The organism is Paenibacillus sp. T2-29 (assembly GCF_052921365.1).
This window is the reverse complement of sequence record NZ_JBREVE010000006.1, coordinates 120,430-135,834: the sequence shown is the minus strand read 5'-3', so window position 1 is coordinate 135,834 and position 15,405 is coordinate 120,430. Positions and strand designations below refer to the sequence as shown.

The following is a 15,405-nucleotide window of genomic DNA, read 5'->3' as shown; positions in this document are numbered from 1 at the left end:
CTCCTTCTTTTCAGGATTTGTACTAAATCCCCTTTTACAAATCAGAATAGAATCTCAACACGATGTATAATTTAAATAACTCGTTTACAGTAGCTGTTTAAAGGCGCTGCATTGCACCAAGGCTGTTGCCGTTTCCTGGAATTCCGCGCTGCGAAATGCAAGCAGGGAAGCAACGAAGCCGATCGACACCACTACGAACAGGGTCATACAGATATAGGAAGATATTTTTTGGGCACGTGGTCCCACGGTAATCCCCCAACTGACCATAAATGCCCACAGTCCATTAGCAAAGTGAAATGATGCCGAAACGACACTGATTAAATACAAAATAAAATAGACCGGGTTCGTCACTATACCATGCATTACGCCGCCTAGCTCCTCATGAGTGACATTACCCAGGGCCACCTGAAAGCGTGTGTCGTATACGTGCCAGATAATAAATACAAACGTAATGACGCCGGAAATACGCTGGAACAAAAAGCGCCAGTTACGCGAATAGCCAAACCTTTTAACATTCGGATCAGCCTGATAAGCGATATACAAGCCATAGATCCCGTGGAATAATAATGGCAAGTAGATGAATAACGTTTCTAACACAATAACCAGCGGCAAACCATTCAGGAAGGCCACGCTGCGATTAAAACCTTCCTTACCGCCCTCCACCGCTGTGAAGTTCGTCACCAAATGCTCAACAAAAAATAGAGCCAACGGAATGACGCCAAGAAGTGAATGCAGCTTTCTGGAATAAAATCCTCTCATCTAGGTCATGCTCCCTTCTCCCAATAATAGCGTTTTCAATAGTAATATAACATATAAAATGACAGTTCCCGACAGGGAATGTTCAACAAGGTGTCCCTTATAAGGAAAAACAAAAGTGTGAACATCTTGTGTCGCTTTCATGTTACTCCTTTTCGGCTTATAATGGAATTGCAATATACGTATTAATTATTATGTCTTTTTTGCATATAGAGAGGAAGTGGAAGATTTGTTTGAGGATTTGAACGCTTTTGCCGTCATTGTCGAGCAGTCCAGCTTGAATAAAGCCTCCAAACTGCTGAATTTGTCCCAACCCGCCCTGTCTCGCAAAATTGCCAAGCTGGAGGAAGAGCTGGGTGTCCATCTCTTTGATCGTCGGGGCAAACGGCTCGAAATTACATCGACTGGCCGATTTGTATATACTTTCGCGCTGGAGCAACGGCAACGTCAGCTTCGCTTCTTACAAAAGCTGTCACAGCACAAAAATGAAGCCCAGAGCATGCTTACTCTGGGCGCAAGTCTTACGACACTCCAAACGACGTTGCCTACCCTCGTCGAGGCTTTCATGAGCAAGCATCCTCAGACTGAGCTAAAGCTGCTCACCGGCAAAACGCATGAAATCGTCGCCTTTGTACGCGACAAAAAAGCAGACGCCGGCGTTGTCGGGTCTGCCATTCATGAAGCTGGATTACGCTGCATTCCGTTATTTGACGATCATTTGGAGCTAGTCGTCCCCATCGGGCATGAATTAACTGTCAAGACAGGAACGGCTTCAATGAAGGACCTGCAAGGATTGCCGATGATCATTTTCTCCAAAGGAACCTGGTACCGCAGCCTGACGGATGACTTGTTCCAGCGCAGCGGCATTATGCCGGATATCCGCATGGAAATCGACTCCTTCGAGGCGATTGTACGCCTGCTTCCAACCTGCAAGGCATCCGCTTTGCTGCCCAAATCCTACTTGCGCAGCGAACTGCTGCGAGATAATGGACTTACTGCATTGTACTTGCCTGATTTGAAGGAGACACGCCGAACGACCTCCCTCATATACTCAGAAACGGCCGATCTCGGCCCGACAGCACGACGCTGGATTAGCGAGACACGTGCATCGTTTGCAGGCTACCGTATGGTGTAGAGAATTTAACCCTCTTCATTGACATTAACGACCTCATCCTCAAAGCGGCCGATATTGTCATTGGAGCCGATAATGACCATAATATCGTCTGCTTTCAGCCGATCCATAGCTGTCGGCGCGATCAAGATACCATTCGCCGTATGAAGTGCCACGATGCTGCAACCAAAGCGGGTACGAGCATTTAATTCTGCTAACGTTTTGCCATTCAGACATGCAGGCACATTGAGTTCCACAATGCTGTATTCCTTGGACAGCTCCAAATAATCGAGCAGATTAGGCGTGACCAGCTGATGCGCTACCCGAATACCCATATCTCGTTCCGGATAAATGACTCGGTCCACCCCAAGCTTCTCTAACGCACGCCCATGCAGTACAGATATAGCTTTGGCTACGACTTTTCTCACACCCAGCTCCTTCAGCAAAATGGCGGTCAGGATGCTTACCTGAATATCATCACCAATTGCAACAATGCCGCAATCGAAATTACGGATGCCCAGTGACCGCAACGCATCCTCATCTGTAGCGTCCGCCACGACAGTATGTGTCAGGATCTCACTCATACTGTCTACAACATCCTCATTCCGATCAATGCCCAGCACCTCGCACCCCATATCCACCAATTGCAAAGCCAGGCTTGAGCCAAACCGTCCCAGGCCAATGACTACAAACTGCTGCGTTTTCATATCTACTCGAAAACTCCCTTACCCTATAATTATTTTACCTTCTGGATGACGATACAATTCCTTACCCTTTTTCGGTCCCAGTGCATAAGCTAGCGTGAGTGGACCCAGCCTGCCTGCAAACATCGTCAGAGTAATCACCAGCTTGCCTACAACTGACAAATCAGGTGTAAGCCCCATAGACAGCCCTACTGTACCAAATGCAGACACTGTCTCGAACAAGATCATTAGAAAATGATGATCTTCGGTTGCCGACAGAATCATCGTCACCCCAATCACGAACAGCAGCCCCAGCAAGGTAATGGTCAAAGCCTTATAAATTCGTGCCTGCGCAAGTCGGTACCTGAACAGCACAATATCTTCCCGTCCCCGCAGCATCGAAAACACCGCTCCAATGAGCAGGGCAAATGTAGTGGTCTTAATCCCGCCCCCAGTGGAGCCAGGCGAAGCTCCAATAAACATGAGTATGATGATAAAAAACTGCGTAGCCTGCCGCAAGCCTGCAATGTCCAGCGTGTTGGCACCTGCGGTACGTGGAGTAACGGACTGGAATAAAGAACCCAGCAGTTTACCACCCCAATCAAGCGAGCCAAGCGTCTTTGGATTCGTAAACTCAAATACAAAAATGACGAGCGTCCCGACGACAATCAGAGCAGCTGTCATGCTGAGTACCACCTTGGTATGCAAGGATAGTCTCTTACGCTTACGATAATCTGCCAGGTCTGACATCACTACAAAACCAATACCACCCGAAATAATGAGAAACATGGCTGTAAAATTAACAATCGGATCATATACATAACCTGTCAGGCTGCGAAATTCACCGAATAAATCAAAACCAGCATTATTAAACATGGAAATGGCATGCCAAATTCCAAAATAAATCGCCCTGCCGACAGGCATATCAAATGACCAGCGAATCGAAAAAATAGCTGCACATACGCCCTCAATCATCAGCGAGTACCATAGCACCTTGCGAATCAATCCAACAATTCCTTCGACAGAGGTCTGATTCATCGCTTCTTGCAAAATAAGGCGCTCCCGCAAGGAAATGCGACGTTTGAACACCAGCGCAATCAAGGTAGCCATGGTCATAAAGCCAAGACCACCGATCTGGATCAGCGCAACGATAACGATTTGACCAAAGGTTGTAAAAAAGAGCCCTGTATCCTTAACGACAAGTCCGGTTACACAGGTCGCGGACGCGGCAGTAAACAAAGCGTCTATAAACGCAAGTGGTTTTCCAGTTGTATTAGAGACGGGCAGCATTAACAATAAACTACCTATTAGAATGATAATGGCAAAGCCTGCAACGAATATCTGCGGTGGAGAAAGCCGAAGCCAGCGTGCATTGGGATTCATCTATTCATCACTTCTCTCCTAATCCTTAAAACTATAAAAACAGTGACTTAATACGGTGTAAGCCCGCTACGCGTTCCATTTATCTTCCGATCGTCGTTGCCCCTGATTTTTTTGATTTTCCAAACCTTAAGTAGCTATAATTAGCATTCCCTGAATACAGGAAGAATGCATGTCAAACACTACTCGGCTCCCTGTGCTATTGGCGAGCAGCAGCGAAGGGGGCAGAATTGTTCTGAAGAAGCGAAGCGTTTGCCTTTATCTCCGGATTTTAACCATTAAAGGGTTTATACAATCAAAAAAAATCCGGGGGTAACAGCAATCGAAGGAATAATCTGAACCCGCAGCGGTCTAACCAATCCAAACACTTTTATACACACAAAAAAAGACACCGGAAAACCGAGTGCCTGACTTGGTTCCTGTCCACAGCCTACGAGGTTAGCTGACGGATTCGGACAGCACAGTATGCCCTATTTACACTTCCGGTCCATCAGGATCGGCTGTAAAATTCACCCCAGTAACATGGTTCCCCCGTTTTCTCATAGAAATTCGGCTTAAATGTATATCATTACCCATATATTTCATAGGCATTGCCTCAAGATTATAATCCTTCTCTATCCAGATCACAAAACCGATTTCGCCGAAAAAACGTGAAATTGGCTTTAATTCGCGAATAGACATCGGTTAATCACAGCTTATCTAATTTTATTAAAACTTTAAAGTGCTTTCACTCTGTTTTCATGAATATCGCTGGTCTGTTGGCGGGAACCTGTGCAGTATGATATCTTTAATGGATGTTCTTATTTACAGATTAAGGAGGAAACTCATGAATCCTATCGGGAAACCGGTCGTGCTCACGGCCAACTTCAAAAAATTAGGCTTGCTGGGCGGGGTTGGCCTGATTTGCTTTTTTATCTTTCAATTGCTTATTCCCTCAATTAGCAATCCAAGTCCGGAATCATTGATGAATGCAAAGGTCATCAGCAAACAAGAAGCGGTCATACACGCCCTGGACTTTGCCCGTTCCGAGCTGGGCTATACGGAATCACAGCCAGAGAAGCCCGTCGTAACCTATCAGGCTGAAACAGATTTGTACGGTTATTTATCCAGAGAAAAATTGGTTCAAGAGTACGATCGTACATGGAAAAAAAATTATCCTTATGAAACCTTTCGGGTTGATTTGCCTGACTCCTCAGCGAAGGGCAAGCTGCAAATCCATGTGGATTTATCCACTGGGAAGGTCGTTAGCTTTAAACGGATCACCTCCAGCACCAATTACACACAGGCTGATGTTTCTACAGATGAACAAGCACGAAGCAGACTTGTACGTGTAGCTGAGGGTGACATGACGCTCGAAGCCAAGGAACAGGCTGCAGCAATATGGATCAAACGCTTTGGCTTTAAGCCATCTGAATTGAAGCTCGCGACCACTGAGGGGGAAGGTGGATTAAAATATACCGTGGACGGAAAGAAAATCGGCGCCTCGGTACTTACGCTGGCTTTTACTTTTGAAGACGGGGATGTTCGCTCGTTTACCCAAAGCTTTTCGGCCCCTTCGTCCTATACCGACTATGTTAAAAAGCAAACATACTGGGCGAATTGGATGACTTATGCGGGTTATGCCCTATTTAGCTTTGTCCTAGGCGTACTTGCCATTGTGTATGCGTCACTCACCCGACGACATACTTCATTTGTGCGCGGTATTATTCTGTCCATTGTATACTTTATTGCTAGTATAGCTGGGACAATGAACATGCTACCTTTATTGCAAGCTGAAGCAGGCAGTAAGGGCATGCTTATATTTCTTATGGTATTCCAGGTTGGTGTTACCTTCTTCATGGCTGTAGCTATCTATTTCTCCTTGGTAGGCGGTGACGGGCTTATGCGTCAGGTTGGACTAAATGCATGGCCACGTGCTAAAGAGCCGGGCTACGGATTGTATGTGCTTCGCAGTATGTATGTCGGTTACTTGTGGGCCTTCATTTTACTGGGCGTACAATCCATTTTGTTCTTTGTATTGGAGCGCACATTTAATACGTTCTCCACTACAGACGCCACGCAGTCCCCTTACAATATGGCTTATCCATGGCTATTGCCGATTATGGCTTGGATGGCAGGTATTGGAGAAGAAACTGTTTACCGTCTATTTGGTATTCCGATGGTAAAAAAAATAGTCAAGAATACGTTTGTTGCTTGTCTGATCACTACGCTTATTTGGGCACTGGGACATACGCTTTATCCGATCTATCCGGTGATTTCCAGACCTATTGAGCTGACTTTTCTTGGTTTGCTGTTTAGTTTCGTGTTCTTGCGTTACGGCTTTATCGCTGCTATGTTCAGCCACGTTATTTTTGATAGCATATTAATGGGGCTTAGTGTGATAAGTCTGGGAGACACCGTGAATGTGAGCGCCGGCCTATTCTGGATCTTACTTCCGGCTATTGTAGGCTACATCATTTACTGGTTTAGTCCCAAAAAACCTAATCGAATCATGTTTGAACCCATGAAAAAAGAGGAGCCGTATTCTACGACTCCTCCTCCCGAAGGGCAGCTATAATCTGACGAGCAAGCTTATCCCCAATAGAGAGAGGCCGGAAGTCTTCGACGCTGGCCTCTCTTATTTTTTTGAGCGATCCAAAATGCTTAAGCAGCAACTTACGCCGTTTCTCGCCGATGCCTGGAATGGAGTCCAACTGGGAAGTTACCATAGATTTGCCGCGCTGCTCGCGGTGGAACGTAATGGCAAAACGGTGAACCTCGTCCTGGATCCGTTGCAGCAGATAAAATTCCTCGCTATTGCGTGCAAGTGTCACGGCCTCAAATGTTTCTCCCATCAGTAGTTGGGAAGTTCTGTGTTTGGCATCCTTCACCAAACCACACACAGGTATAAACAAACCCAACTCATTTTCCAATACATCGGTTGCCGCTTTAATTTGTCCACGCCCACCATCGACAATGATCAAGTCGGGACGTTCAAGATTTTCCTTCAGCACACGTTCATATCGACGCCGAATAACCTCACGCATCGTCTCATAATCATCTGGTCCCTGCACAGAACGGATCTTGTATTTTCGATACTCCTTCTTGGCAGGCTTGCCATCAATAAAGACGATCATGGCCGAGACTGGATCAGAACCCTGAATGTTGGAATTATCGAACGCCTCTACCCGATGCAGACTATCCAGCCCAATGGCACGTCCCAGATTACTTGCAGCTTTGGATGTCCGTTCCTCATCCCGCTCGATCAGCTTAAACTTCTCATCCAGAGCAACACGTGCATTTTCCGTCGCCATACCCGTCATTTGCTTTTTCAGCCCACGCTGTGGCACAAGTACTTTTACATCCAACCATTCAGCCAGAGCGAGAGCTGCCGCAGATGGGTCCTCCAGTCCACCGGATAGTTGAGTTTCTGTTTCCCCGGTTTCTTGGTCACCAACTTGAGCTTGATTCGTTCCTTCTGCATAAGCTGCTCGTGCTTCGGCTACCCGCAGTGGGTCAGCAGAACGGTCTGACTCCGTTTGTACTGCTTCCTCATCTGTAATCCCGGTAGTCTCAGCTGTAGTTGCACTGTAAAGCTCAGTTTCTGTTGCAATCGGTTGATCAACATCAGTCGATTTTGCTTTCATCAGCTTAGGAGAATCCGGCAACAATATCTCCTGCGGCACTGCCGGGTTGTCACTGTAATATTGCGTCACATAGGACATAAAATCACTGTAAGCTTCACCGTAGAAAGGGAAAGTCGACATATGGCGCTCGATCATTTTACCCTTACGGACATATAGAATCTGTACACACATCCAGCCCTTATCTACCGAAAAGCCGAATACATCCCGGTCCTTCGCATCAGATGTGGTGATTTTCTGCTTTTCCATCATCGCGTCGATGCTAATAATCTGATCCCGCAGCTCCTTGGCACGCTCAAAGTACAATTCCTCTGCGGCCTCCTGCATTTTACGTTGGAGATCCTTTTTAATTTCCTCATGTCCTCCACTCAAAAAGGAACCAATCTCCTGACTGATCTGGTCATATGTTTCCTTCTCAACCTCTTTCACACAAGGTCCCAAGCACTGATGCATGTGATAATACAGACACACTTCTTTTGGCATCACACCGCACTTGCGCAGCGGATACATACGATCCAGCAGCTTTTTCGTCTGATGTGCCGCGTAGGAATTAGGGTACGGTCCAAAATATTTCGCTTTATCTTTCAGAACGCGACGGGTTACCTCCAGCTTGGGGTGTGCCTCGTTCGTAATTTTCAAGTACGGAAAGGTTTTATCATCCTTCAACAGCACGTTATAACGCGGCTGGTGCTTTTTAATAAGGTTGCACTCCAGAATGAGCGCCTCCATATTGCTGCCTGTAACGATATATTCAAAATCACGAATATCGGCAACCAGTCGTTGCGTCTTGCCGTTATGGCTACCTGTAAAATAGGAACGGACCCGGTTTTTCAACACTTTGGCCTTGCCGACATAAATGATGGTGCCTTCGCTGTTCTTCATCAGGTAACAGCCTGATGCATCCGGCAGCAATGCTAATTTGTGCCGTATATTCTCCAGCGCCTTCTCCTGGTTCTGCAAGTCCTCCGCATAGGATTTCATTCGCCCGGTTCCTCCTTCCATTCTTAATGACTGCTCAACTAACTACTTATATTATATAGGAATAATGCACAAAAACGCCCCCGGTATATATAACCGGAGGCATTGACTGTTCATGGCGCTCCACCAAGCCCCCGCAGGAGCATGGGTCACATTCCATGATTATTGGTGTTTAGTAAGCATGCTTTTCAATGCTTCTTTAGAGTTCAAGCCTACCACTTTATCAACAGGCTGTCCGTCTTTGAAGACGATCAGGGTAGGAATACTCATCACGCCGAAACGGGAAGCAGACTCTGGATTTTCATCCACGTTCACCTTCGCGATTTTGACACTATCGCCAACTTCTGTGGACAGATCCTCCAGAATTGGAGCGATCATTTTGCAAGGACCGCACCATGGCGCCCAAAAATCAACCAAAACGGTTCCTGTGCCTTCGACTTCTGCGTTGAAGGATTGATCGGACACGTTAACAATTGCCATTGTATGTTCCTCCTTTATAGAAAAGTCAACATTATTATAACCTGTAATGTCTGTTTCGACACCTTTTAATTATATCACAATAGTCTTTTAATTGTAAGATATCAAAAGAGTAGGCAGATGACCGCTTATCCTCGCTGATTTTTCCCCTTGACGGTAATGACATCTACAAAAGGACGAATCCGGTCCATCAAGCGTTGTCCCTTGTACATTTCCTCTCCGTCTTTGCTTGTAAAGCTAAGATGCTTCTCTAGCCCTTGCAGCGAGTAATTGGAAGTATAAAAGGTCGGTTTGCGGTTCATTCGGTAATTCAAAATAGAGCCCATTACATGGTCCCGTACCCATGGACTCAAATTTTCAGCACCAATATCGTCAAATACAAGTAGATCACAATTTTTAAGCATTTCAGTCGTTTCCTTGAGCTTCTGTCCATCCTGAATCATGGATTTTAAGTCCTCCACAAAATCAGGCATGTACACAATCACACCGTTGAAACCCGACAGAGCCAATTCGTGCAACAGATAGCCCATCAAAAAGGTTTTTCCCGTACCAAACGTACCTTCCAGGTACAGCCCTTTTTTTAATAAACCCTGCCTTTTGGTTTCCTCAATATAGCGGAATACCTGATTTACTGCAGGCACGCGTTGCAAATCCTTGCGCGCAATTTCAACGGCATTATAGCCTTCCAACAGCGCGCGCTCATCTACATAAAAGCTTTTAATTCGCTCGCGCACCCGTTGTTCATGCTGAGAAGCAACCAGCTTGGCGCACGGGGTCCGAATGTCCACCATTTCCGCTGTTCCATTTGGGTACTCCACGCCCAGCTTGCAAAAGTGACCCTGAAAATCGTTAGGACACCGTTCCAGTCCCGGACAGTTGTCGCAATTTCGACGATCCCGGGTATACTGAAAGAGCATACTCATATTAAGTCGCAATTGCGTTTCGTCCACATCAGGATGGACAGCACAAAATTCCTTCACCAGCGGATCATTTAGAACCTGATCGGCTACGCTGCGAGTGCGTTGGCGAAACGAAGGGTTCTGCATCTGCTGTAGCAAATCACCGAGTGATTCCAAGGACACTCCTCCTTTCTAAAATGTGCAGAGTTATGGAGCGGGAGAGACGCTCCGCTGCCGACCGCCATAAAGTCGACACATTATTGAATTGGCTTCCACTACACCTTTTTCTGTTTACCGGATTGCAATCGTTCGGCCAGGCGAAGCAGTTCATCCAGTTCTTCCTCGGATACGGATTCCTCGGAAGGTTGATCTTGTACGATCGGAATAGACGGCTTGGCAGGCCCATTGTTTTTGGCATACGTGCGGGATCTGCCTCCGGAAGAAGAAGCAGTAGACTGTTTTCCTTTTACCTTGGCTTGATCCCTTATATATTGAACGGCTTTTTCGTAAGTGTTTACCTGCTTTAGCAGCATGTTGGAGGCAACAGCCTCGACAAAGTTGCGGTTAATCCGTTGATCGCTCCCCGATACGAGCAGTGACATTAAATAATGGATCAGCACATTGATGACTTCACCAGGCAGCTTATAGCTGATATCTATCTTCTCGAATATATCCAGCAGGTTACCGGGAACCGTGCCAGGGAAAAAAGTTTGCAGCAAACGGCGATAAGGCTCGTTGCGCAGCATCATATTATATTGGTGAATGTCACACTTGGCTGTGAATTGTGGTGGTACCTCTACATAAAACTCCATTTCCACAGCCTGCTCTGCAGGCGGCTCTTCAGGTGTGGAAGTTTCCCTCTGGCGCAAGGCAACCACCTTGGCGGCCTGCACCTGCTGTTCCTCCTGACGCTTCCGTTCCTGCCTGGAGTGCTGGCTAGCCCGAAGCTGAAGCTCGTCGAGCAATAAGTCACCTGCTTCGGTAAAAATGCCGTCCTCATCCAGCAAGCGGCTAATATCCTGTACAGAGAGATCAAATTTACGTACCACGTAATTGACCATACCTAATTGCTCGTGTTCAAATCGAAGACGCTCCACGTGCTTGCGATTGGCGGATTCACGCGGAAAACGAAGAATAATATCGGCATAGTTCAATGCTTCCTCCGATTCGGACGCTAATGCTCCAGTCTGACGGCTCGTGGACACCTCGGACAGAGCCTGTTCCAGCTCATAATCGATAACATGGGTGTTCAGCTCAAACAGCTCATAAAACGGAACCGAAATATTCTCTTTATTATGGGAAGATTGCGACCATTCGCTAGATTCCCTGCTCCACAACGATTCTCTCAGAGAAAGCACTGCAAACTTACCGATTTTGTCTCTCAACAAAAGGGTGAGGTGCTGCGTTCTGAAAAATTCAGCAGGTGCGAGCGGTGGCTGCATCTCATATTCATACATATAATCGTCCGTTTCAGGCGCATACAGCCTGGACGTCTGCAACAGACCGACAGCCTCCAGCTTGGAGGTCTGTTCAATCAAATACTTGCGTCCCTTCTCACTTGGCTCCAGTCCCAGTGTCAGAAAAAGTCGACGTTGCTGTTCCAACGGCGAATAACCGATCTGTCCGACTGGCACATGCTGGAACAACAGTCGATATAGACTGACCGCAAATGCGCCTACCATCGGCTGATAGACACTTCCCAGCATCAATTCATCCAGTGCGCTCAAGCCAAATTCCCGATAAACGCAGTAGCGGTGGTTCTCAGTATAGTGCAGCAGGTTTTTCATCCGCATTCCGACATTCTTCCTTTCCTGACATAACGTTCTCCAAGATGTTTTACTATTCTATCATACTTGCCCTCGGGTGGGACCAACAAAATAAGGGCAATTGTCCTCCTTTTTGGCAGCCGTATTCGTCCGAGTTCTTCTTTTTTCGAGAATACTAACTATTTTATGACTTTTGTGACCTGCATCATGGAAAAATAATATTCTTCACACTTCTTTCATTGGTGAAAAGCTCCAAATTGAGCTACAATATAATGGTTAAACATCACGTATTGGATACAGGAACGATATACGGAAGTACACATATTTCGGCTAAGCCGATTACATTTACAGATCGTAAAGGAGTGTAGATCGTGAATCAACATCAACCTCAACAAACCCCAGCAACACCCAACGAAGTAACCTCCACACTGGAAGGCTGGTATGCGCTTCACGATTTCCGGTCCATTAACTGGACGGCATGGAAAACCGCAGACGATGAAGAGCGCGCGGGAGCACTGGACGAGCTTCAAGAGTTTATGAAGGAATGGAGCGTTACCGAGGAAGCAGGCCTGGGCAGCTCGGCTGTCTATACTATAGTCGGACAAAAGGCTGATTTTGTTATGCTGCACCTGCGTGAAACGCTGGAAGACCTCAATAAATTGGAAAATGAGTTCAACAAAACAACCTTCGCCAAATATACGACCAAAACTTATTCTTATGTAAGTGTGGTCGAACTAAGTAATTATTTGAGCAAGGAAGAAGATCCAATGCAAAATCCACAAATTGTCGCACGCCTGAAACCTGTATTAAACAAGGCTCGTTATATTTGTTTCTATCCAATGAACAAGAAACGTGATCTGGATGACAACTGGTACATGCTTTCGATGGACGAGCGTCGCACCTTGATGCGCAGCCACGGTTTAATTGGACGCAGCTATGCTGGCAAAGTAAAGCAAATCATCTCAGGTTCCATCGGCTTCGATGATTGGGAATGGGGCGTAACCCTGTTCTCCGACGACGCACTTCAATTCAAGAAGCTAATTTATGAAATGCGTTTTGATGAAGTAAGTGCCCGTTACGGCGAATTTGGTTCCTTCTATGTCGGCAGCGTGTTGAACGAAGAAACATTTGAAGACATGCTGAAGCTGTAGGAACTCTAATAATAGAAAAGAAAAGCAATAGAAAAAAGGTTTCCAGGCTCTGGTAGGAGTCGTGGAAACCTTTTTCTGTTCTTATTGTTTTTAGGTGCATCTTGACTACTTGGCTGAGATTAGAAAAATCGCCCTTTTTTCAATACCAGTGGAATGCCGCCAATGATGAACAGATAGCGTAGATCTACGATCTTTTTCAACTGTGCGGCCACCCAGCCTTTGATTTTGCGTTTACCTACTACGGCGACGGCTTCGCCCTTTCCAAGAGATGCAACTGTACCCTTATTGGAGAATACGAACTTGTGCAGCTCCTTGTTGCGGAGCGTAGCGGCCAGATTCTTGCCACAAAGCACTCCTTGCTGCATTGCAATTTGGGCAGTCGGTGGATAAGGGCGTCCTTCTGGATTAAACATCAGAGAACTGTCCCCGATAATGAAAATATCATCGTGACCCGGTGCACGCAGAAAATCGTCGATTTTCACCCTTCCACGCATCACTTCAAATCCGGCTTTCTCGATCAAACTGTTGCCCCGTATCCCACCCGTCCAGACGACCGTACAGGCTTCAATCTTTTCACCCTCACCAACGATTACACCATCCTGCAGGCATTCCTTAATCGGAACTCCAATACGGAAGTTAACCCCTTTACGTTTGAGGACATCCATCGCATACTCCACCAGTTCAGGATCAAACCCTGGTAATGCTGTAGGAGCTGCCTCAACGTTAATGATTTGAATTCGATTAAAATCGATGTCGTAAGCTTTAGCCAGCTGTGGCAGACGATCCGCCAACTCCGCTACAAACTCAATGCCACTAAAACCAGCGCCCCCTACGACGAAATTTAGGCGACCTGGTTTACCATCATTTTTATATAGGGCCAACTGATATTCAATATGCTCTCGAATCAGGCGCACAGAGTTAATACTGCGAATCGTCAGCGCGAATTGATCCATCCCTGGAATACCGAATGTTTCCGGCTCCCCACCTAGTCCGATAACCAAATAATCGTAGGATAGCGAGCCATCCTCCAGCACGATTTTTTTCTCCGTTGGTATGATTTCCTTAACTGTTCCTTTGACTAAATCCACCTTGAACTCATCGATGAGCTGCGCAATCGGAATCCTCGAATGCTCAATCGTATCCGTGCCTGCCGCAGGCATGTGAAGATGAGTCGTAATATAGTGGTAATCATGACGGTTGATTAGCGTGACAGTTGCCTCATTGTGCTTGAGCTCCTTTTGCAATTGCTGAGCCGTCAATATTCCGCCATATCCAGCGCCCACAATGACAATTTTGGGAATACTGCTCATGCTTCTACCCCTTCCGATATACATAATCATTCAATATTCACAGCTTTTCTCTCAACACGGTTAATTTATACTCATAGGAAAGTCTTCATCAAATATTAATCGCTTTAACTTTGCAAGAGGAACCCAGCAGTTTATAATGATAAGCAGTGAATCATACGTTCGGCGGCTATCTGAACCTCTATGCGGCTGATTCAATATCTACAATTCATACTATCCCTTTCGGAGGTGTTTTTAGAGTGACAGCTCAATCCACAGGTGCGGAGATCCGCGATCTGATCATAATCGGAGGCGGTCCAGCCGGTATTTTCGCCGCTTTTTACGGAGGAATGCGTCAGGCATCCGTCACCTTAATTGAAAGTATGCCCCAACTGGGCGGCCAGCTTGCAGCCCTTTATCCTGAAAAATATATTTATGACGTTGCTGGCTTTCCTAAAGTGACTGCACAGGAACTGGTCAACAATTTGGTTCAACAAATGAACCATTTTAATCCAGAGGTGCAGCTAGAAGAGAAAGTTTTATCGTTAGAGAAGAAAGAAGAACGCCACTTCATCGTCAAAACAGACAAAGGTGGCGAGTATCATGGTAAAGCGGTTATCATTACCGCTGGCGTGGGTGCTTTCGAGCCGCGCAGACTGGAGCTTCCAGGTGCCGATCGTTTTGAAAAAACGAACCTGCATTACTTTGTCAGCGACCTGAGCAAATTTGCAGGCCGTAAGGTGCTAATCAGTGGCGGCGGTGACTCTGCTGTAGACTGGGCCCTTATGCTGGAACCGATTGCAGAACAGGTTACATTGATTCACCGCCGTGACAAATTCCGCGCGCATGAACACAGTGTCGAAAACCTCCTCGCTTCCAAAGTAAACGTTATTACACCAACGGAAATTGCAGAATTGCATGGGGAAGATACGATTACGAAGGTCACTCTTGCTCATGTAAAAACCAAAGAAACTCAGGAAATCGAAGTGGACGATGTCATTGTTAACTTTGGATTTGTATCCACACTTGGCCCGATTGCTGAATGGGGAATTGAAATCGAAAGTAACTCCATCGTGGTCGATTCTCGTCAGGAGACGAATATTCCTGGCATTTTCGCTGCAGGAGACATCACCACCTATCCAGGCAAGCTCAAGCTGATCGCGGTTGGCTTTGGTGAAGCCCCTACGGCAGTCAACAACGCCAAGGTCTATGTAGATCCAGACGCCAAGTTGTCTCCCGGTCACAGCAGTAACATGAAAATGTAGTTAATTTAGACTATGACAAAAAAAGGTATT

12 protein-coding genes and 1 riboswitch are annotated in these 15,405 nt (G+C 46.3%); of the genes, 4 read left to right on the top strand and 8 right to left on the bottom strand.

Translation table 11 applies throughout. The features are described 5' to 3' along the window. Window positions 1-84 precede the first annotated feature (84 nt). Window positions 85-759: a succinate dehydrogenase cytochrome b558 subunit gene (locus tag ACU1JV_RS17795; protein ID WP_413986942.1), complete on the bottom strand. Its 675-nt coding sequence runs from the start codon at window positions 757-759 to the stop codon at window positions 85-87. Between the two features lie 226 nt (window positions 760-985). Here ACU1JV_RS17795 and ACU1JV_RS17790 point away from each other — a divergent pair, with 226 nt between their 5' ends. Continuing rightward, a complete protein-coding gene (locus ACU1JV_RS17790) occupies window positions 986-1,891 on the top strand; it encodes a LysR family transcriptional regulator (protein WP_016820037.1) in 906 nt (301 codons plus the stop codon). 5 nt (window positions 1,892-1,896) lie between these two features. On the opposite strand, the gene ACU1JV_RS17785 is transcribed toward ACU1JV_RS17790, so the two are convergent. Next, window positions 1,897-2,574, bottom strand: coding sequence for a potassium channel family protein (locus tag ACU1JV_RS17785; RefSeq protein WP_013372875.1), 678 nt, complete (start codon window positions 2,572-2,574; stop codon window positions 1,897-1,899). An 18-nt stretch (window positions 2,575-2,592) separates the two neighbouring features. Then, a complete protein-coding gene (locus tag ACU1JV_RS17780) occupies window positions 2,593-3,933 on the bottom strand; it encodes a TrkH family potassium uptake protein (protein ID WP_137079188.1) in 1,341 nt (446 codons plus the stop codon). Between the two features lie 409 nt (window positions 3,934-4,342). Next, window positions 4,343-4,495, bottom strand: a riboswitch (cyclic di-AMP (ydaO/yuaA leader). Between the two features lie 261 nt (window positions 4,496-4,756). Here ACU1JV_RS17780 and ACU1JV_RS17775 point away from each other — a divergent pair. Then, a complete protein-coding gene (locus ACU1JV_RS17775) occupies window positions 4,757-6,487 on the top strand; it encodes a CPBP family intramembrane glutamic endopeptidase (protein ID WP_413986943.1) in 1,731 nt (576 codons plus the stop codon). On the opposite strand, the gene uvrC is transcribed toward ACU1JV_RS17775, so the two are convergent. From uvrC to ACU1JV_RS17755, 4 genes are all read right to left on the bottom strand, one after another. Beyond that, window positions 6,456-8,534 carry an excinuclease ABC subunit UvrC gene (gene uvrC, locus ACU1JV_RS17770; RefSeq protein ID WP_413986944.1) on the bottom strand — a complete coding sequence of 693 codons (2,079 nt, stop codon included), beginning with the start codon at window positions 8,532-8,534 and terminating at the stop codon, window positions 6,456-6,458. The two genes, ACU1JV_RS17775 and uvrC, sit on opposite strands and share 32 nt — an antisense overlap. Before the next feature lie 159 nt (window positions 8,535-8,693). Then, on the bottom strand, window positions 8,694-9,011 hold the full coding sequence (gene trxA, locus ACU1JV_RS17765) for a thioredoxin (protein WP_010347861.1): 318 nt from the start codon (window positions 9,009-9,011) through the stop codon (window positions 8,694-8,696). A gap of 125 nt (window positions 9,012-9,136) precedes the next feature. Next, complete coding sequence (dnaI, locus tag ACU1JV_RS17760; protein WP_413986945.1) at window positions 9,137-10,084, bottom strand: primosomal protein DnaI; 948 nt, start codon at window positions 10,082-10,084, stop codon at window positions 9,137-9,139. Between the two features lie 98 nt (window positions 10,085-10,182). After that, on the bottom strand, window positions 10,183-11,700 hold the full coding sequence (locus tag ACU1JV_RS17755) for a DnaD domain protein (RefSeq protein WP_013372881.1): 1,518 nt from the start codon (window positions 11,698-11,700) through the stop codon (window positions 10,183-10,185). 344 nt (window positions 11,701-12,044) lie between these two features. Between ACU1JV_RS17755 and hemQ the strand changes: the two genes are divergently transcribed. Then, the gene (hemQ, locus tag ACU1JV_RS17750) at window positions 12,045-12,824 is read left to right on the top strand and encodes a hydrogen peroxide-dependent heme synthase (RefSeq protein ID WP_013372883.1); all 780 of its coding nucleotides are present in this window, start codon (window positions 12,045-12,047) and stop codon (window positions 12,822-12,824) included. Between the two features lie 119 nt (window positions 12,825-12,943). On the opposite strand, the gene ACU1JV_RS17745 is transcribed toward hemQ, so the two are convergent. Next, a complete protein-coding gene (locus tag ACU1JV_RS17745) occupies window positions 12,944-14,134 on the bottom strand; it encodes an NAD(P)/FAD-dependent oxidoreductase (protein ID WP_025674111.1) in 1,191 nt (396 codons plus the stop codon). 236 nt (window positions 14,135-14,370) lie between these two features. On the opposite strand from ACU1JV_RS17745, the gene ACU1JV_RS17740 reads away from it, so the two are divergent. Then, window positions 14,371-15,375 carry an NAD(P)/FAD-dependent oxidoreductase gene (locus ACU1JV_RS17740; protein ID WP_413986946.1) on the top strand — a complete coding sequence of 335 codons (1,005 nt, stop codon included), beginning with the start codon at window positions 14,371-14,373 and terminating at the stop codon, window positions 15,373-15,375. Window positions 15,376-15,405 lie beyond the last annotated feature (30 nt).

What these genes read in the sequence shown, in the direction of transcription:
- ACU1JV_RS17795 (WP_413986942.1), bottom strand. Translation starts at nt 759, where the DNA reads ATGAGAGGATTTTATTCCAGAAAGCTGCATTCACTTCTTGGCGTCATT.
- ACU1JV_RS17785 (WP_013372875.1), bottom strand. Translation starts at nt 2,574, where the DNA reads ATGAAAACGCAGCAGTTTGTAGTCATTGGCCTGGGACGGTTTGGCTCA.
- ACU1JV_RS17780 (WP_137079188.1), bottom strand. Translation starts at nt 3,933, where the DNA reads ATGAATCCCAATGCACGCTGGCTTCGGCTTTCTCCACCGCAGATATTC.
- ACU1JV_RS17775 (WP_413986943.1), top strand. Translation starts at nt 4,757, where the DNA reads ATGAATCCTATCGGGAAACCGGTCGTGCTCACGGCCAACTTCAAAAAA.
- uvrC (WP_413986944.1), bottom strand. Translation starts at nt 8,534, where the DNA reads ATGAAATCCTATGCGGAGGACTTGCAGAACCAGGAGAAGGCGCTGGAG.
- trxA (WP_010347861.1), bottom strand. Translation starts at nt 9,011, where the DNA reads ATGGCAATTGTTAACGTGTCCGATCAATCCTTCAACGCAGAAGTCGAA.
- ACU1JV_RS17755 (WP_013372881.1), bottom strand. Translation starts at nt 11,700, where the DNA reads ATGCGGATGAAAAACCTGCTGCACTATACTGAGAACCACCGCTACTGC.
- ACU1JV_RS17745 (WP_025674111.1), bottom strand. Translation starts at nt 14,134, where the DNA reads ATGAGCAGTATTCCCAAAATTGTCATTGTGGGCGCTGGATATGGCGGA.